The sequence below is a fragment of the Flavobacterium adhaerens genome, from assembly GCF_040045115.1.
Taxonomy (GTDB): Bacteria; Bacteroidota; Bacteroidia; order Flavobacteriales; family Flavobacteriaceae; genus Flavobacterium; species Flavobacterium adhaerens.
This window is the reverse complement of the sequence record NZ_JBDLZX010000004.1, coordinates 86,883-105,818: the sequence shown is the minus strand read 5'-3', so window position 1 is coordinate 105,818 and position 18,936 is coordinate 86,883. Positions and strand designations below refer to the sequence as shown.

Sequence of the window (18,936 nt, the reverse complement as noted above, 5' to 3'; positions counted from 1 at the left end):
CTTCACAGGGTTAACTGGTATGATTTTTGTAGTCAGTTAATTTTCAACGTAAAACTCGAAAATATGAAAACATTTAGATTCTTATTACCCATCTTATTACTAGTTGTAGTTGTTTCTTGTGATTCAGTACAAGTATATTCTGATTATGACAGATCAGTCAATTTTGCGCCCTACAAAACTTTTGCCTTTATGAAATCTGGCATAGACAAAGTAGAGATTTCTGATTTGGATAAAAAAAGAATTCTAAACGCAATCGATCAACAATTACAAGCTAAAGGGTTGACCAAAAGTGAAAATCCCGATTTACTCGTAAATATTTTTACCAAATCTCGTGAAGAAGTAAGCGTAAACCAGTTCAATGCTGGATGGGGCTACGGATGGGGATGGGGTTGGAATCCTTACATGTACGGAGGACAAACAACAGTGACTTCATCTACCGAAGGGACATTGTACATTGACCTTATCGATGCTAAAAAGAAAGAACTAATTTGGCAAGGAGAAGGAACTGGAACACTTAGCAAAGACATGAACAGAAAAGACGAAATTGTCAATGATATCGTGACTCAAATTTTGGCACAATATCCACCTGCTCCAGAAAAAGAAAAGAAAAAATAACACGATTTCTTTTGCTATTTCAAAAATCAATACATTTGTGCATTCAATTAAAACAATGAAAAACTTAATCAACATCATCGTTATCATTATCATTAGTATCATTATCATTTGATAACTATGGCGAGGTGTTGCATAAATTAAGTAATTAATATATTTATAAACCTCCCAATGCGGGAGGTTTTTTTTTGACTAAAGCAATAAAACAATTTCAAAAATGAATTTATTTAAAACAATTCAAGAGGCCCAAAAAAATCTAGAACACGTAATCTCTCCTACTCCATTACTAGAAAATTTAAATATATCGCAAGAGTTTGGAGCGACTGTATTGTTAAAACGTGAAGATTTACAAATAGTACGCTCTTACAAAATAAGAGGGGCTTATAATAAAATGAGTAACCTTACTAATTCTGAAAAAGAACGAGGAGTTATTTGTGCCAGTGCAGGAAATCACGCTCAAGGTGTGGCCTATTCTTGCCAAATATTAAAAATGATGGGCAAAATTTATATGCCCAAAACGACACCCAAACAAAAAATTAAACAAGTTCAATTATTTGGAAAAAAATATGTCGAAATTGTTTTAACAGGAGATACTTTTGATGATGCCTATGCCAAAGCTTTGGAAGATGCCTCTCAAAACGATAAACCTTTTATTCATCCTTTTGATGATCTTGAAGTGATAGCAGGACAAGGAACTGTTGGCCTAGAAATTCTCGACACTTACCACAAACCTATCGATTATGTCTTTATTCCTATTGGCGGAGGCGGTCTAGCATCGGGTTTATCTACTGTTTTCAAGCAATTAAGTCCCAGCACCAAAATAATTGGTGTAGAACCACAAGGAGCCCCTTCTATGAAAACTTCTATTGCTCATAAAAAAAACACACCACTACAATCTATAGACAAATTTGTTGATGGTGCAGCCGTAAAACAAGTAGGCGACTTAACATTTGATATTTGCCAAAAAAACTTAGAAGACATCATCCTAGTTCCCGAAGGAAAAGTATGCACCACCATTCTGCGTTTGTACAATGAAGAAGCAATGGTAGTAGAACCAGCTGGCGCATTGACTATTGCTGCTTTAGATTTTTACAAAGAAGAAATAAAAGGCAAAACGGTAGTTTGTATTGTAAGTGGCAGCAACAATGATATCGAAAGAACGGCCGAAATAAAAGAACGTTCACTACTTTATGAAGGTTTAATGCATTATTTTATGATCCAATTCCCGCAACGTCCAGGAGCCCTAAAGGAATTTGTAAATGAAATTCTAGGACCAGATGACGATATCACTTATTTTCAGTTTGCTAAGAAGAATAGTCGCGAAGTAGGATCTGTAGTTGTGGGATTAGAATTGAAAAATCCAAACGACATTCATGCCATCAAAAATAATATGAATACCAAAGGTTTTGAATACCGTTACCTCAACGAAAGACACGACCTTTTCACTCAGCTGATAGGATAAATTAACAATTCTTTTCTATCGACTCTTTAATTATAGCCTATCTTTGATACATTATTAAGACTCAAAACCATGACTAACAAAGACATTTCAAATATTGACGATATAAAATTATTAGTAGATACTTTTTATGCCAAGGTTCAAAAAGATGATTTGATTGGGGCAATTTTCAACGAAAAAATTAGAGACCGTTGGCCTGAACATTTAGAGAAAATGTACCGCTTTTGGCAAACCATTTTATTAGAAGAGCATACGTATTCTGGGAGCCCATTTCCGCCTCACCGACAGCTCCCTGTCGAAAAAAAACATTTTACCCGTTGGATGGAAATTTTTACCCAAACGGTTGACACTTTGTTCGCAGGATCTATAGCTGAAGAAGCTAAACTTAGAGCCAAAAACATGGCCGAAATGTTCAATTACAAAATTGAATATTTCAGACACGAAGGCAAACATCCCCTTTTGTAAGACGCATTATATTCCTAACATGCCACATAATCCTGTTAGGAATTTTATTTTATTGTTTAATGATTTTAAGAAAAGAAACGCCATCATCAGAAATTAATTTCACGATATAAAAACCATCAGGGTAGTTTGCTCCAAATGTTACCAAATCAATAGATTTTCCTCTCTCAATCTCAACACCAGCCATATTATAAACTAAATAATCAAAAGCTCCTAAATGCTTTACTGTAATTGTTTTATGGAATGGATTCGGATAAGCAATTTTATCATCACTAACATACCTTACCTCATCCATACCTAAATTTTCGCTCAATTTTCCTACTCCTGAATAAGTAGTCACTATATTTTTTACATCATCGGCATTTAAATTAAGAACAGTAGAATAATCGTATGGAATATTAGCTTCACAACTTGTAGGATAAGCTTCGCTACTAGTACAATCTACCTCTTTATTATTGACAATTTCAGCCGTTCCTAAAATTGTACTATTCTTAGAATACACCGTATTTTTAGACTTTTCAAAGTAATTTCTTTCGACTTTTACACAAGCATTTACACGAGTATTCACAATCCCACTGTAAACATCATACGTATAATTATTAAAAAAATGAGCTTCTGCACCTCTATACAAAGGCACGCGTTCTTGAATGGTTTTATAATAATTATGATGAAAAGTGATTTTTCTATCCGCAAATAAATTTGTGTCGGAACTACCAATCAAACTACATTTATGATGGTCATGAAAATAACACCAAGAAATCGTAATAAATCCGCTATCATCCTTTACATCTACCAATCCATCGTACAAATCTTGATTTGTTTGTACTCGAGGATCTTCCTGATAAAACTCACAATGATCAATCCAGATATTAGTACTTGCACCAGAAACTGAAATTAAATCTCCTCCATTCACCAAAATCTGTGGTCGTCTTTCATCTCCTAATTTACTGTATATGTTTGCTATATCCTCAGAATTAGCAGGAATAGCTTTGGCCACAGAGATCAATGAAAATTTGATATTCTGTATAATAATATTTTTGGCATCTTTAACCGTAAAACCAACTCCATCAAGAAAAGCGCTATCATCAACTCCTATAATACTTTTATTTGATGTTACTTTGATAGAACCAACATAATTCTTTTCGGCAACACTACCAGAACCCGTTATGGTTCCAGCTATTTTAATAATGTATTTTGTATCCTTTGTTTCAGCATACTTCTTAAGATCTGCAAAAGTAGTTACCACAACTTCTGTACCTCCTTGGCCTCCTGTTGTACCTCCGTTTTCGGTCGCAAAACCAACCAAAGAAAAATCAGGTGTTTGAGAATAAGTCTTTACCGTAAAACAACAAAGCAGCAATAAGATTCCGTTTAGTAATTTATGTTTCATAATTGGGGTATTAAATGAATTAAATTAATTTAAAGATAGTTAAATGTAATCGATTACAAACAAATTAAAAAAACCACTTTTACTTTATATCACATAATTCGCATAATTAGTGTTATTTTATCCCAAAAAGCATTCATAATACTTCTACTAGAAGCGAAAACCCTCTAAAAAATTAAAATTAAAAGAATAACACTGCTTAAAACAAACAGTCTCCAGAAGCGTGTTTTTACAAATCCGATACAAAATAGCTTTATAAACAGCAAAAAAATGTAAATTTGCTAAAACTATATCGTTTTCGCTATGAACTCTAAAATAAAAAGCAATCCTCTTTTAGATCGTTTACCAAAGCATTTAAAACAGTTTATCAAACCGCAGGAATACAGTAACTACACTCCTATAAATCAAGCCGTTTGGCGTTATGTGATGCGCAAAAATGTAAACTATCTATCAAAGGTTGCCCATAATTCCTATTTAGAGGGATTGAAAAAAACAGGGATTGAAATTGATACCATTCCGAGTATGTACGGAATGAACCGCATATTGCGTGAGATTGGCTGGGCTGCGGTTGCGGTAGATGGTTTTATTCCGCCAAATGCATTTATGGAATTTCAAGCCTATAATGTTTTGGTGATTGCTTCAGACATTCGCCAATTAGAACATATAGAATACACACCTGCTCCTGATATCATTCACGAAGGTGCTGGACATGCCCCTATCATCGCCAATCCTGAGTATGCCGAATATTTGCGCCGTTTTGGTGAAATAGGTTGTAAAGCAATTTCATCCCATAAAGATTATGAAATGTACGAGGCAATTCGGTTACTTTCTATTTTAAAAGAAGCCGAAGATACACCACAATCCAAAATTGAAGCAGCCGAAAAAGCAGTTGAAGATCTGCAAAACAATATGGGCGAATTATCCGAAATGGCGCAAATCAGGAATCTGCATTGGTGGACGGTAGAATACGGACTGATAGGAACTTTGGAAAATCCAAAAATTTATGGAGCCGGTTTGCTGTCTTCGATAGGTGAAAGTGCTTGGTGTATGACGGATAATGTAAAGAAAATCCCTTACGATTTTTCAGCTGTACATCAAAGTTTTGACATCACCAAATTGCAACCGCAATTGTATGTAACACCCGATTTTGCATATTTGAGTTTGATACTGGAAGAATTTGCCAACACTATGGCACTTCGCACAGGTGGCTTGTCTGGCATTCAAAAACTCATAAATTCGAAAGCATTAGGAACTATTGAGTTGAGTACAGGCTTACAAATTTCAGGGATTTTCAGCAATGTGATTGAGCAGGACGGAAAACCTATTTACTTTCAAACCATAGGCAAAACAGCTTTATCTTATCGTGAAAAAGAATTGGTAGGCCACGGAATCGAAACGCATCCTCATGGTTTTGGCAGCCCGATTGGAAAACTAAAAGGAATCAATTTAGCCATTGAAGAAATGAGTCCACGGGACTTAAAAGCGTATGGAATTTATGAAGGACTTAGTGTTACTCTAGAATTTGAAGGCGATATAAAGGTGGTTGGCGAAATTATCACTGGAAAAAGAAATCTACACGGGGAAATTATTTTAATCTGTTTCAAAAATTGCACCGTTACTCACGGTGAAACAGTTTTGTTCCAACCAGAATGGGGAAATTACGATATGGCGGTAGGTAAAAAACTGGTTTCGGCTTTCTCAGGTCCTGCCGATGTAAACAGCTTCGATTTAATTTCACATGTTCCTTCAACCAAAACCATTAAAGCCAAACAAACAGCCGAAAGAGACGACTTGGAAATTTTATACCAAAGCATCCGAAACATTAGAGAAACCAACGACTCAACGACTTCATTAGAACCAATTTTTAAAAAAATTCAAGAAAATCACCCAACCGATTGGTTGCTTTCGGTTGAATTGATTGAACTTTTAAATACCAGAAACGAACCTAGTTTAATGAAGGAAGTACTCTTACATTTAGAAAACCTTAAAAAACAACGTCCCGAAATTACCAAACTAATCGACTATGGATTGGAATTGATTTTTGAAAAACAAAACACAACACATTAATAAATATGAATTTTACGAATTAAATAAATACAATTCGAGAAATTCGTGTCTTAATAGCCTACAATTTCAAATCTCGTTGCAGTTCTTTTTCATTACCAATGACTTTCCCGTTGTATTGTAATTTCCATCCCATCGTATTGGTCAGAATCAAGATTTTGGAAAGCTCACTTATCAAACGATTTTGAGCATTCGATTTTAAAGAAGAATTATTAATTTTTTTAGCCAAATTTGCTCTTACTGTCTTGTTTATGGCATTGTAATCCTCTCCTGAAAACTCATTCATTTGGCTTTGCTGTACATCATAAAACTTAATATCGGGACTAATTTTTATTTCCTGTTTAGGAATATTGGTAATAGTGATGGTTTTAGTCGTCTCATCAATATCATATTTCATTTGATGCAAATCATACGAAACTGTAACATCAGCATTAACAATCACGATGGCTTTCTTCTCGAACGAAAGCATATCCATCATATATTTTTGTTGGTTTTTATAGGTAATCACTTCTGCAAAATGTCCTTCGGTCACCACCAATTTCCCAACATTCAGGATTTGTTGTTGAATCAAGTTGGTATTGTATTCTACTGTTGTATCATCATCTTTTTTAAATGTACAAAATTTGAATACCAAAAGGATTCCTACAAGAAGAATAGCACCAATGATTATTTTTTTTATCATATTTAAAATTTCATATGTGGAAAATGAACTACTAATTTCGTGATTTTTTCTTTCAAATTAGTAACGAATTTTTGATGACTTTCAGAATTTGGATCAAAAGGTCGATGTTGCAAACTTTTTTGAACACCCTCTACAGCATCCATAATACTATAAACCGTTTCTGAAATACTAGATTCCTTGAATCGTTTCCAGATATAATTGATGGCAACCTGACTCGGATGCAACATGTCTTCCGCATAAAAACGATAGTCACGTAGCTCATCCACCATTATTTCATAGCTTGGAAAGTAATCCGATTGCAAAATACAGTTTTCAGATAACAAATTGTGAATTGCAGTAATTAAATGAGATTTACTTCTTTGATTTTCGACAAAACCATCCTTGAGGTGACGTACTGGCGAAACTGTAAAAACGAAATTCACATTTGGATTTAAAGTCTGAATTGACCCAATTGTATTTTGAATACTTTCCTGAATAATCTCAACAGACAATAATTCTTTGGTAAATTGTTTTTGAGGTACTTTATGGCAATTGGCAACTATTTTGTTGCTTTCATTATTTCTATACACCCAAGAAGTTCCGTAAGTGATAATGATATGCGTTGCTTCTTGTAAGTGATTTTTTGTCTCTTTCAAAACCCGGTTCAAACTTGTCAAAAATTCCGCTGCATCGGAACAACTTAAATCCGAATGTACTTCAAAAGACTGCCAACGTTCGTTGTGAAAAAAAATATCTTCTTCTGTAAACAAATCTCCATTGACCACTCGATTGATAATCTTCTCAATAGAAACCGGATTAAAAATAATTCCGAATGGATTGGTCTCGCTTTGAAACTTAAAATACTGGAATTTATCCCCTATATTTTCGGCAAAACAGGAACCTAAAGAAAGTATTTTCGAATTATATTCGATTGGAATTTCATTTTTAAGAATGGGTATTTTGGTTGTGAATTGCATTAGAATAGTTTTACACAAATTTAATTTTATTATTATAAAAAAACCCTTTCAAAGTTTTGAACTTTGAAAAGGCTCCTATTTTTTGATTATAATTTGTGAAAAACAAATCCTAATTGATCACTATTTCACAAATTCAACTGCTTTAGCCAAAGCTTCTGCAATTCCGTCCACATTTTTACCTCCTGCAGTAGCGAAGAACGGCTGCCCTCCTCCTCCACCTTGGATGTATTTTCCTAATTCACGAACTACTTGACCAGCGTTTAGTTTTTTGTCAGCTACTAATTCTTTCGAGATATAGCACGTTAGCATTGGCTTTCCTGCATCGGCGGTTGCCAAAACCAAGAATAAATTTGTACCTAAATTACCCAATTCATAAGCCAAATCTTTAGCTCCTTCTGGAGTTAAATCGACTTGTTTTGCTAAGAATTGAACACCATTTACATCTTGTAATGCTGCCGCCAACTCGCCTTTCATATTTTTAGCTTTATCTTTCAATAAAACTTCCAACTGTTTCTTAAGTGAAGCGTTTTCGTCTTGCATCAATTGAATCGCTTTCACAGGATCTACGGCGTTTTTAAGCACTTCTTTAATTTCATGAAACGTTATCAATTGTGATTCAAAAAAGTCTTTGGCAGCTTCACTAGTAATCGCTTCTATACGACGAATTCCAGCTGCTACAGCTCCTTCTGAAACAATTTTGAAATGCCAAATATCACTGGTATTTGCCACGTGCGTTCCTCCGCACAACTCTACTGAGTCCCCAAATTTTATCATACGAACCAAATCTCCGTATTTTTCTCCAAACAATGCCATGGCACCTTCTTCAAGGGCTTGGTCTTTTGGTATCGCTCTTTTTTCTACCAATGGTAAACTTTCGCGGATTCTGGCATTTACGAAATCTTCTACTTCTTTCAGTTCTTCATCGGTTACTTTTGAGAAGTGAGAAAAGTCAAAACGCAATGAAGCATTACGCACCATCGATCCTTTTTGTTCGATATGAGTACCCAATATTTTACGCAATCCTTGGTGCAATAAGTGTGTCGCAGAGTGGTTTGCCGATGTTTTAAAACGCTGCTTCTCATCGACAACAGCAGTAAAACTATCAGTTAAATTATCTGGTAACGACTGTGCTAAATGTATGGTTTGATTGTTCTCTTTTTTGGTATCGATGATATAAATAATATCTCCGTTTTGTGATTCAAGATATCCTTTGTCTCCCGTTTGTCCTCCGCTTTCTCCATAAAATGGTGTAGCGTTGAAAACCAATTGAAAGATTTCTCCATCTTTGGCACTCTCTACTCTTCTGTATTTTGTGATTTTAACGGTGTGCTTCAATCTATCGTAACCTACAAATTCCTGTACATCATCCTCAACCAAAACATTCCAATCACCAGCCGTAACTTTTGAAGCAGCACGAGAGCGCTCTTTTTGTAATTGTAATTGCTCTTGGAAACCTTTCTCATCCAATTGCAAACCTTTTTCGGATAAAATCAAAGCTGTTAAATCAATCGGAAAACCATACGTGTCATACAACTCAAACGCTTTTTTTCCATCGATTATCTTACTTGAAGTCGTACTGATTACAGCATCAAGTAACACCAATCCTTGGTCTAATGTTCTTAAGAAAGAACTTTCTTCTTCCCGAATTACGTTAGAACATAATGCTTTTTGAGTTCTAATCTCTGGGAACGAACCGCTCATTTGTGCGCTTAGGGTTTCGACCAATTTATAGATAAAAGGTTCTTTGGTATCTAAGAAAGTAAATCCGTAACGAATGGCACGACGCAAGATTCTACGAATCACATAACCTGCGCCTGTGTTAGAGGGCAATTGTCCATCGGCAATGGCAAAAGCAACCGCACGAACGTGATCCGCAATTACACGAATGGCAATGTTTATTTTTTCTTCGGCTTCGTTTACCGCTTTAACCGTGTATTTTGTACCCGTAATGGTCTCAATTTCACGAATTAGCGGAGTAAAAACATCAGTATCATAATTTGATTGCACACCTTGCAAAACCATACACAAACGCTCGAATCCCATTCCGGTATCGACGTGTTGTGCTGGTAATTTCTCTAAAGAACCATCGGCTTTACGGTTGAATTCCATAAATACATTATTCCAGATTTCTACCACATGTGGATGATCGGCATTTACCAATTGTTTTCCTGGAGTAATCGCTTTTTCTTCAGCAGAACGGATATCTACATGAATTTCAGAACAAGGCCCGCATGGCCCTTGGTCTCCCATTTCCCAGAAATTATCTTTTTTGTTACCAAGGATAATTCGGTCCTCATCGATTAATGTTTTCCAAATATCCCAAGCTTCTTGATCGAAAGGAACATTTTCATCAGGGTTTCCTTCGAAAACTGATACATACAGAATGTCTTTTGGTATTTTATAAACTTCCGTTAATAATTCCCATGCCCAGTGAATGGCTTCTTTTTTGAAATAATCGCCAAAAGACCAATTTCCCAACATTTCGAACATGGTGTGATGATAGGTATCGATACCTACCTCTTCGAGGTCGTTATGTTTTCCTGAAACACGAAGACATTTTTGGGTATCGGCAATTCTGTTGCTTTTTGGAGTTCCAAGACCTAAAAAATATTCTTTGAACTGTGCCATTCCAGAGTTATTGAACATTAGGGTTGGATCATCTTTAAGAACGATTGGAGCTGATGGAACAATAAGATGTCCTTTGCTCTCGAAAAAATCTAGGAATTGCTTGCGAATGTCTTGTGATTTCATTTTGAAATTTAAAAATTTAAAGATTTAAAAATTTAAAGATTAAGGATTTTGGGATTGAATATTTCAATCTTTGAATCATTTAATCTTTCAATCTATTTTCTTGCCCCAGATAAAAGTGGAAAGCTTCGAGATTTAGAACCTTATTTTTTCTTGAGCAGGCAGAGCGACCAACGGAAGCTCCTGACGGCTCATTAGAAAAAAAAGGTTTCTAAACGAGAACTTGTAACGGTTAGCTGGATAAGGCACATTATTTTATTTATTATTAAAAAAAGAGTCGAACATTTGAAACATTTATTAAATTTGTTCGACTTACCTTATAACTAGTTTGCAAAAATAGGGTATTTTAAAATATGGCGAAAGTAAAATATTATTACGATTCAGTAAATCTGGCCTATAGGAAAATAAAAATTAGAAAAAGAAAGAAATTTGGCTATGCTGTTCTGTTTTTATTGGCTTCGGCGCTTTTTGGTTTTTTGACTTTTGTGATTTTATTGAACACCCCTTACTTTGATACTCCAAAGGAGCGTTTGCAGGCACGAGAAATTGAAAATTTGAAATTGAACTATGCCATTTTGAGCAAAAAAATGGATCAAGTAGATGATGTGATCGAAGATATTGAGGAAAGGGACAATACTGTCTATCGTGTTTATTTTAACACTCCAGCTATCCCGATAGAGGAACGAAAAGTTGGGTATTCTAAAATTGATCATTATGCATCGTTACAGGGCTATGACAATTCGAAACTAGTAATAAGCACTACAAAGAGAATAGATGCGTTGCGTAAAGAATTGGCTGTTCAATCTAAATCATTGGATGAGATTTTGAAATTAGCAAAAGCAAAAAGCAAGTTATTGTCTGCAATTCCAGCTATTCAACCTGTAAAAAATGAAAATTTGAAACAAATGGCTTCGGGTTTTGGATACAGAACAGATCCGTTTACCAAGGCCAGAAAAATGCATGAAGGGATGGATTTTACGGCCAAGACAGGAACTCCAGTATATGCAACTGGCGACGGAGTTGTGGCTAGAGCCGATAATACAGCCTCGGGCTATGGTAACCATATTGTAATACGACATGGTTATGGTTATCAAACTTTGTATGCGCATTTGAGCAAATACAATTGTCGCCCTGGAAAAACCGTTAAAAGAGGTGATATTATTGGATATGTGGGTAGCACGGGAAGATCTGAAGCTCCTCACTTGCATTATGAGGTTCATAAAAACGGAAAAGTGGTGAATCCTCTTAATTTTTATTACGGAAATATTTCGGCGGTCGAATATGTTGCGATTTCTAAGATTGCCAACCAAGAGAATCAATCGTTGGATTAACGATTTTAGATTACTGAAAACAGATTATAGAAGAAAACTAAGAGCTAATCACTTAGAACTAATTACAAAAGAAAAAAATGCACATAGACTTATCTCCAGATAAACGATATTATAGCATAGGCGAAGTAGCCAAAGCATTTAATGTGAATGCCTCGCTAATACGCTTTTGGGATAGTGAATTTGACATTCTCAAACCCAAAAAAAACGCCAAAGGCAACAGGATGTTTACCCCTGAAGACATCAAAAACCTGCAATTGATTTACCATTTGGTAAAAGAACGAGGGTTTACACTGGAGGGGGCCAAAATCCATTTGAAAGAAGGCCAAAAGAAAACTTTAGACAAATATGAAATTATCAGTAAATTAGAAACTATCAAATCACAACTTATTAGTATTAAAAACGAATTATAATTAAAACAAAAAACAAACCTTAAATTAAATTAACATGAGAAGATTTTTGCCTTGGATTATCGGAATTGGAATAATAGCAATCATTGCTTTTTGGGTAATGGGTGTAATGAACAAAGGACTACAAAAAGACCAAGCGGTAAACAAAGAATGGGGAAATGTAAACACAGCTTATCAAAGACGAAATGACCTTATTGGAAACTTGGTAAATACCGTAAAAGGAGCTGCAGATTTTGAAAAAAGCACTTTAACGGCTGTAATCGAAGCTAGAGCAAAAGCTACATCGGTAACCATAGATCCTGCAAATGTAACTCCAGAACAATTGGCAGCCTTCAACTCGGCTCAAAGTGGTGTTAGCAGTTCATTATCTAAACTTTTAGTAAGCGTAGAAAAATATCCTGACCTAAAAGCCAACCAAAATTTCTTGAAATTACAAGATGAACTGGCCAGTACCGAGAATCAAATTCTTACCGCCAGAACTCGTTTTAACGAATCTGTTCAAGACTATAACGGTTATGTCTTGGCAATGCCGCAAAGTTTCTTTTTAGGCAAATACAAAGAAAAACCGTATTTCAAAGCGGTCGAAGGCGCAGAAAAACCTGTTGAAGTAAAATTCTAAAAACCAAACCCCGCTTCGGCGGGGTTTTTAAAAACAATACGATGTCTAAGGTAGAAGATTTTTTAACACCTGAACAAGAACAGGAAATTGTTGAAGCGATTCGCACAGCCGAAAAAAACACTTCTGGAGAAATCCGTGTACATATCGAAAAAACAACTTCCCTCGATCCCTATGATCGTGCCATGGAAGTTTTTCACGATTTGCGTATGGATGAAACTCAATTACAAAATGGTGTCCTAATTTATGTGGCTGTAGAAGATAAGACTTTTGTTATTTGTGGCGACAAAGGTATAAACGATTTAGTAGAACCCGATTTTTGGGATTGCACTCGTGATGCAATGGTATCCCAATTTAAAAAAGGAGACTTCAAACAAGGTCTTGTTGACGGAATCCTAAGAGCAGGAGAACGATTGAAAAAATATTTCCCTTGGCAAGAGGGCGATACAGACGAATTATCTAACGAAATATCAAAAGGATAAACAAATGAAAATTCCATTCTTAAAAAAAATAAATTCCAAAGGAATTTTTAAGTTAACACTTTTGCTGATTGTTCTTTTTTCGAGCAATCCTATTTTTTCTCAATTTACCATTCCCGAAAAACCCAGTTTTCAAACATCAGTTTATGATTATGCTAATGTTTTGGCGCCCGAAGAAAAAGCCCAACTCGAACAAAAACTGATTAAATATGCCGATACGACAACTACCCAAATTGTTGTAATTACCATAGAAAGCCTTCAAAATGAAAATATCAATATCCTAGCAACCAATTGGGGGCAAAAATGGGGTGTTGGCGGAACCCAAAAAGACGACAATGGCGTTATTATTCTTTTGGCCAAAAAAGAACGAAAAATAGCCATAAACCCTGGATACGGACTCGAAGACAGACTTACAGCCGGTATTGGTGGTGAGATTATTCGAAACATCATTATTCCCGAATTCAAAGCGGGCAGCTATTATCGTGGACTTGATAAAGGAACAGATGCTCTTTTTGATGTTTTCAAAGGAAAATACAAAGGAGAAAGAAAACAAAACAAAGGAAATAGCTTCCCTATTTTTCCTTTAATTTTTATTGCAATCATTGTTTTGATACTATTATCCAGAAACAAAGGCGGTGGCAACTCTGGCAATCATGGCGGTGGCGGTGGTCCTAGCCTACTTGACGTTATCATACTTAGCAATCTCGGACGAGGCGGTAGCGGTTTCGGAGGAGGAGGATTTGGAGGATCATCAGGCGGAGGCTTCGGAGGTGGAGGCTTTGGCGGAGGTTTCGGCGGAGGTTTCGGCGGAGGCGGATTCTCTGGCGGTGGTTCTAGCGGAAGTTGGTAGTTATGATGGTCTGATTACAAGTATAAATACAACGGGAAAGAGTTGCAGGACGAGCTGGGACTGAATGTTACAGCAATGGATTACCGTCAATATGATGCTGCAATAGGTAGATTTTATAGTCCCGATGTCTTGGCTGAATTATCACACTCAATCACGCCTTATCGTTTTGCATATAATAATCCCATTTTTTTTAGCGATCCAACTGGATTGTATGAAGTTGATGGAAATGGAAACATTACCATAACAGACAAAAAAGAGATTAAGATGTTTACGGAATATTTAAAAAATAACCAAAAAGCATCTGTTAATGAAATGTCTGAGCATATTTTCGATGCAGATAACGGATTTGCATATGAACTAAAGGAAGTTGTAATTCAAAGTGGTAGTAAAAAATCTGAAAATGATCTTCATGAAAATGTTCTTGGACAAATAGGGGAATCTCAAAAGAAAATCCAATCATTCGATGGTACAATATATTCTAACAATCAAGAATATGACGACGAAGGTATTCCTAATTCAGTTCATGCGGGAGCCGTTGGATTAGCAAGTACAGTGGGAGATGCAGTTATGAAGGCTCGCTTTAAGGAAACTTTTAAGGCTATGCAAACAGCCAATTTGAATACTAGTTTTACAAAAACCCTAAAAACTACAGGAAAAGTTTTTCAAGTTGCAGGAGCAGCAGCTTCTCTATATACATATTATCAAAGTGACGGCTCTGGTGCAGATAAAGCCCGCTTAGCTGGAGCTGCATTAATTACAGGATCAGCATTTATTCCAGTTGTGGGTCCATTTTTATCTGTTGGGTTAGGAGTTTTAGATGGTGTAGGAGCTTTTGATGGAGTTTATGAAAAATTTGATTAAATTATGAATATTATTTTTATTATTATCGGAATGAATGTATCAATAGTGTTTCTCTTTGATAAGAGGATACTTGATGTAAAAAAGTATTTTAATGTATTATTAGTTATTAATATATTATTGTTTTTAATCACATCAATACTTTTATTAAGCAACGTAGCTTCTAACACAGCTATACGATCACTATTTATTCCTTTAATTAGTCAATCGATATACTATTTTATGAATAAATGGTATTATATGAGATATGAAAGAAATTCAAATGATACATTTTGGACAATGGACAGAAGTTTGTATACTGATGGATGGTTTAATGCTATTTTTTGGATAATTTCTATTGTCCTTTTTATGCTTGTACTTTAAAATATTCCCCGCTAGTAAATTCAAGGAAAATCAAAAAAGCCTCTTCTATTACGGAGTGGCTTTTGGTTTTATAGTGTTGCTACATTTTTCTGAAAGAAATCTTTAAACTCCCTCTCGAGAAGTTTTAGGAACTAGCAGGACACAAATCTTCTGGGACTACGGAGAAATATATCAAAGTGGATAGTTTACTGCAACGGGAAATGATAAATAGATTTTTTCCTTTGTAATTTATTTTAATGACATAAGTTTCACTTTAGTACAACTTTTGTATATTTGTAAAATGAAAAAACAAAGAACAATCATTTTTTATAAAGATTATTTTGAAGAATTCTTTGTAAAACAACGAGATAAAGTAAAAGACAAAATTATCTGGACGTTACAAGTAATTGAAGAACTAGAAAGAATTCCCGAAACGTATCTTAAACATATTGAAAATACAGACGGATTATTTGAAATCAGAATTCAACAGGGTAGCGATATTTTTAGAATCTTTTGTTTTTTCGATGACGGGCAATTGGTAGTGTTAGCAAATGGATTCCAAAAGAAAACACAGAAAACGCAAAAAAACGAAATTGAAAGAGCAATGAAAATTAAAAATGAATATGAAAACGAAAAATAATAACATCAAAACATTAGACCAGTTTAAAAGTAAACATTACGGTGAATTGGGAACTGTCAAACGTGATGAATTGGAAGCTGGTTATGAAAATTTTCGAATTGGGGCAATGATTCATGATGCCAGAATCCAAAAAGGTTTAACACAGGAAGAACTTGCCGAAAAAGTGGGAACAACTAAATCGTATATTTCTAAAATCGAAAACAATGTAAAGGAAGCAAGATTCTCAACACTTCAAAAGATTGTAGAACTTGGCTTGGGTGGGCATTTGGAATTGTCCATTAAGATATAATAAATCATAAATGAATTCTTTAAGCTCTCGAATTGAGAGCTTTTTTTATTCCTTCAATTAGGATATTAACATAACTAAAACTTATTTTCGTGATTGATAAAAGTTCTTGTATATATTGGATTTAGCTAGTTTTAACACTGCTTCTATGTAGTATTGACAGGTTTGCAAAAGCCCGATGGCTCGGATATATCAACGCAACGATAGCGCAGATTTGCAATCTGTGCACACAAAGAGAATCAAAAAAGCCACTTCAATAACGGAGTGGCTTTTGGTTTTTAATCCAATAACAGGAATTTTACAAAAGATTATTAGGTAATCAAAAAAAAGACACCATGTAAAATATTTTGTACTTTTTTATATATTTAGCACCTAAAACCACTAATAATGAAATCATTAACCCCCTCTATTATTTTTTACACCTTAATTACTTTTAGCATATCGTTTATCAGTCATAGCCAAGAATTAAATCCATCAATCGAAAAAAAAATTGACTTATTACTAAAAAGCATGAGCCTTGAACAAAAAATAGGTCAAGCTTGTTTAAAAGGGACTTCGAGCAGAAGCAAAGGTTTGTCTGAAGAACTAAAAAATGAGGTTCGACAAGGTCTTGTTGGAGCAATATTAAACCTGACAGACCCCTCACTTGTATTTGAAATACAAAAAATTGCTGTCGAAGAAAGTCCAAATCATATTCCGCTATTATTTGGTAGAGACGTCATTCACGGATACAAAACCATTTTCCCAATTCCGTTAGGCTTAGCTGCTTCTTGGGATATGCAATTAGTAGAGAAAACATCAAAAATAGCAGCAAACGAATCCTACTCACGATGCATCAATTGGACATATGCTCCAATGGTTGATATCGCCCGAGATGCCCGTTGGGGAAGAATAGCAGAATCGCCAGGTGAAGATCCATTATTAGCTTCAAGATTAGGAGAGGCCTATATAAAAGGGTTTCAAGGTTCCGATCCTTCTGTCCCAGGTCAAATTTTGGCATGTGCAAAACATTTTGCTGCCTATGGAGCCGCTGAAGGAGGAAGAGACTACAATACGGTTAGTATGGCCGAATCGTTACTTCGAAATGTATATCTAAAACCATTTGAAGCAGCTGCAAAAGCTGGAGCAGCAACTTTTATGACATCATTTAATGACCTCAACGGTGTCCCAGCTTCTGGAAATTCGTTTTTACTAAAAAAAATATTAAGAGACGAATGGAAATATAGTGGGTTTGTGGTTAGTGATTGGAATTCGGTTACCGAAATGATCAATCACGGATATGCCGTTGATGAAAAAGATGCCGCTCTAAAATCGGCCTCGGCTGGACTTGATATGGAAATGACCAGTTTGTCTTATGCGCATCATTTAAAAACATTAATCAAGGAAAATAAAATTTCTGAAAAACAATTAGACGAAATGGTTCGTAATATTCTTAGAATGAAATTCAAAGCTGGTATTTTTGAAAATCCCTATTTCAAGGATCGTGAAAAATTTTCACTATTAAATGCCGATGCTTTACAAACGTCTAAAATAGCAGCCATAAAAAGTTGTGTTTTATTAAAAAATGACAATCAAATTTTGCCTTTGAAATCGAATCAAAAAATAGCGGTAATCGGTCCTCTTGCAGATGCTCCTCGTGAACAGTTGGGAACTTGGACATTTGATGGTAATAAAGAAGATTCTCAGACTCCTCTAAAAGCATTGCAAAACAGTTTTGGAGCTAGCAATATTTTCTATTCCAATGGACTTTCGCACAGTAGATCATTATCTGAAGAAGGATTTGAATTGGCAATAAAAGAAGCCAAAAAAGCCGATATAATTGTGTTTTTTGGAGGAGAGGAAGCTATTTTATCTGGTGAAGCACATTCTAGAGCCAATATTAATTTACCAGGATTACAAGAAAAATTAATATCCGAATTACAAAAAGCAGGCAAACCAATTGTTTTGGTTCTAATGGCCGGAAGACCCATCACTTTGGGTGCAGTTCTACCAAAAGTAAATGCCGTAATTATGGCTTGGCATCCAGGAACTATGGCTGGGCCAGCAATTTCGGATATCCTTTTGGGATTAGCAAACCCGTCTGGTAAACTTCCAGTTACTTGGCCTAAAGAGGTGGGGCAGATTCCTATTTATTACAACCATCCTAATACGGGACGACCAGCAGATCCAAAAACTTTTGTGGCCATTCAAGACATTCCTATCGAAGCGTGGCAAAGCTCATTAGGCAACAATTCACATTATCTAGATGCTGGTTATGAACCGCAATTCCCATTTGGATTTGGATTGAGCTACACTTCCTTTAAATATGAAAATTTAAAAATCAATAAAAACACATTCAAAAGTAACGAAACAGTTTCGGTTTCAGCAACAATTACCAATTCAGGTGACTTAACAGGAGTAGAAACTGTTCAATTATATGTTCGAGACATTGCAGGAAGTATTGTAAGACCTATTAGGGAACTTAAAGATTTTGTTCAAATCGAATTACGACCAAAGGAATCGAAAACGGTACAATTTGACATTCCAGTTTCGGAACTGGCTTTTTACAACGACAAAATGGAATTAAAAGTAGAACCTGGTGACTTTAAAATATGGATTGCTTCGCATGCTGAAAATGGTTTAGAAGAGAATTTCAAGGTTGAATAATTTTGCCAATTTTTAGAATACTCCTCCTTTAAAATAAAAAAAAAGCTATATTTGATTCCGTAAAACAATTCTTTAGTAAGAATTTTACAAATATCATATACAACACAAAAA

Annotated in this window: 16 protein-coding genes and 1 pseudogene; 13 read left to right on the top strand and 4 right to left on the bottom strand. The window is 35.2% G+C overall.

The annotated features are described in order from the left end of the window. The first annotated feature begins 63 nt into the window (after positions 1-63). The 3 genes from ABEB18_RS06665 (at position 64) to ABEB18_RS06655 (ending at position 2,536) form a co-directional block, all read left to right on the top strand. Positions 64-615, top strand: a complete 552-nt coding sequence (locus ABEB18_RS06665) for a DUF4136 domain-containing protein (protein ID WP_348798408.1) — start codon at positions 64-66, stop codon at positions 613-615. A gap of 214 nt (positions 616-829) precedes the next feature. Beyond that, the gene (gene ilvA, locus ABEB18_RS06660; protein WP_348798407.1) at positions 830-2,074 is read left to right on the top strand and encodes a threonine ammonia-lyase IlvA; all 1,245 of its coding nucleotides are present in this window, start codon (positions 830-832) and stop codon (positions 2,072-2,074) included. A 69-nt stretch (positions 2,075-2,143) separates the two neighbouring features. Then, positions 2,144-2,536, top strand: a complete 393-nt coding sequence (locus ABEB18_RS06655; protein WP_348798406.1) for a group III truncated hemoglobin — start codon at positions 2,144-2,146, stop codon at positions 2,534-2,536. A gap of 49 nt (positions 2,537-2,585) precedes the next feature. On the opposite strand, the gene ABEB18_RS06650 is transcribed toward ABEB18_RS06655, so the two are convergent. After that, positions 2,586-3,923 carry a pectate lyase family protein gene (locus ABEB18_RS06650; RefSeq protein ID WP_348798405.1) on the bottom strand — a complete coding sequence of 446 codons (1,338 nt, stop codon included), beginning with the start codon at positions 3,921-3,923 and terminating at the stop codon, positions 2,586-2,588. Positions 3,924-4,223: 300 nt separating this feature from the next. Between ABEB18_RS06650 and ABEB18_RS06645 the strand changes: the two genes are divergently transcribed. Then, a complete protein-coding gene (locus ABEB18_RS06645; protein ID WP_348798404.1) occupies positions 4,224-5,987 on the top strand; it encodes an aromatic amino acid hydroxylase in 1,764 nt (587 codons plus the stop codon). A gap of 58 nt (positions 5,988-6,045) precedes the next feature. Here ABEB18_RS06645 and ABEB18_RS06640 read toward each other — a convergent pair whose 3' ends face one another. The 3 genes from ABEB18_RS06640 to alaS form a co-directional block, all read right to left on the bottom strand. Beyond that, on the bottom strand, positions 6,046-6,666 hold the full coding sequence (locus ABEB18_RS06640; protein ID WP_348798403.1) for a DUF4230 domain-containing protein: 621 nt from the start codon (positions 6,664-6,666) through the stop codon (positions 6,046-6,048). Between the two features lie 2 nt (positions 6,667-6,668). After that, the gene (locus ABEB18_RS06635; protein WP_348798402.1) at positions 6,669-7,622 is read right to left on the bottom strand and encodes a GSCFA domain-containing protein; all 954 of its coding nucleotides are present in this window, start codon (positions 7,620-7,622) and stop codon (positions 6,669-6,671) included. 120 nt (positions 7,623-7,742) lie between these two features. Further along, positions 7,743-10,373 (bottom strand): alanine--tRNA ligase, encoded by a 2,631-nt coding sequence (gene alaS, locus ABEB18_RS06630; protein ID WP_348798401.1) that lies wholly within the window; start codon positions 10,371-10,373, stop codon positions 7,743-7,745. Between the two features lie 350 nt (positions 10,374-10,723). On the opposite strand from alaS, the gene ABEB18_RS06625 reads away from it, so the two are divergent. From ABEB18_RS06625 to ABEB18_RS06585, 9 genes and pseudogenes are all read left to right on the top strand, one after another. Next, positions 10,724-11,701, top strand: a complete 978-nt coding sequence (locus ABEB18_RS06625; RefSeq protein ID WP_348798400.1) for a M23 family metallopeptidase — start codon at positions 10,724-10,726, stop codon at positions 11,699-11,701. A 77-nt stretch (positions 11,702-11,778) separates the two neighbouring features. Next, entirely contained in the window at positions 11,779-12,111 is a 333-nt protein-coding gene (locus tag ABEB18_RS06620; protein WP_348798399.1) for a MerR family transcriptional regulator, read from the top strand. Positions 12,112-12,145: 34 nt separating this feature from the next. Further along, complete coding sequence (locus ABEB18_RS06615; protein ID WP_348798398.1) at positions 12,146-12,727, top strand: LemA family protein; 582 nt, start codon at positions 12,146-12,148, stop codon at positions 12,725-12,727. Between the two features lie 41 nt (positions 12,728-12,768). Beyond that, positions 12,769-13,206 carry a TPM domain-containing protein gene (locus ABEB18_RS06610; RefSeq protein ID WP_348798396.1) on the top strand — a complete coding sequence of 146 codons (438 nt, stop codon included), beginning with the start codon at positions 12,769-12,771 and terminating at the stop codon, positions 13,204-13,206. A 4-nt stretch (positions 13,207-13,210) separates the two neighbouring features. Then, a complete protein-coding gene (locus tag ABEB18_RS06605) occupies positions 13,211-14,053 on the top strand; it encodes a TPM domain-containing protein (protein WP_348798395.1) in 843 nt (280 codons plus the stop codon). Between the two features lie 27 nt (positions 14,054-14,080). Next, positions 14,081-14,914, top strand: a pseudogene (locus ABEB18_RS06600) (RHS repeat-associated core domain-containing protein); the annotation flags it as partial. A 640-nt stretch (positions 14,915-15,554) separates the two neighbouring features. Then, on the top strand, positions 15,555-15,893 hold the full coding sequence (locus ABEB18_RS06595) for a type II toxin-antitoxin system RelE/ParE family toxin (protein WP_348798394.1): 339 nt from the start codon (positions 15,555-15,557) through the stop codon (positions 15,891-15,893). Next, positions 15,877-16,182, top strand: a complete 306-nt coding sequence (locus ABEB18_RS06590) for a helix-turn-helix domain-containing protein (RefSeq protein WP_348798393.1) — start codon at positions 15,877-15,879, stop codon at positions 16,180-16,182. Before ABEB18_RS06595 ends, ABEB18_RS06590 begins: the two co-directional genes overlap by 17 nt. Before the next feature lie 384 nt (positions 16,183-16,566). Beyond that, complete coding sequence (locus tag ABEB18_RS06585) at positions 16,567-18,825, top strand: glycoside hydrolase family 3 N-terminal domain-containing protein (protein ID WP_348798391.1); 2,259 nt, start codon at positions 16,567-16,569, stop codon at positions 18,823-18,825. Positions 18,826-18,936 lie beyond the last annotated feature (111 nt).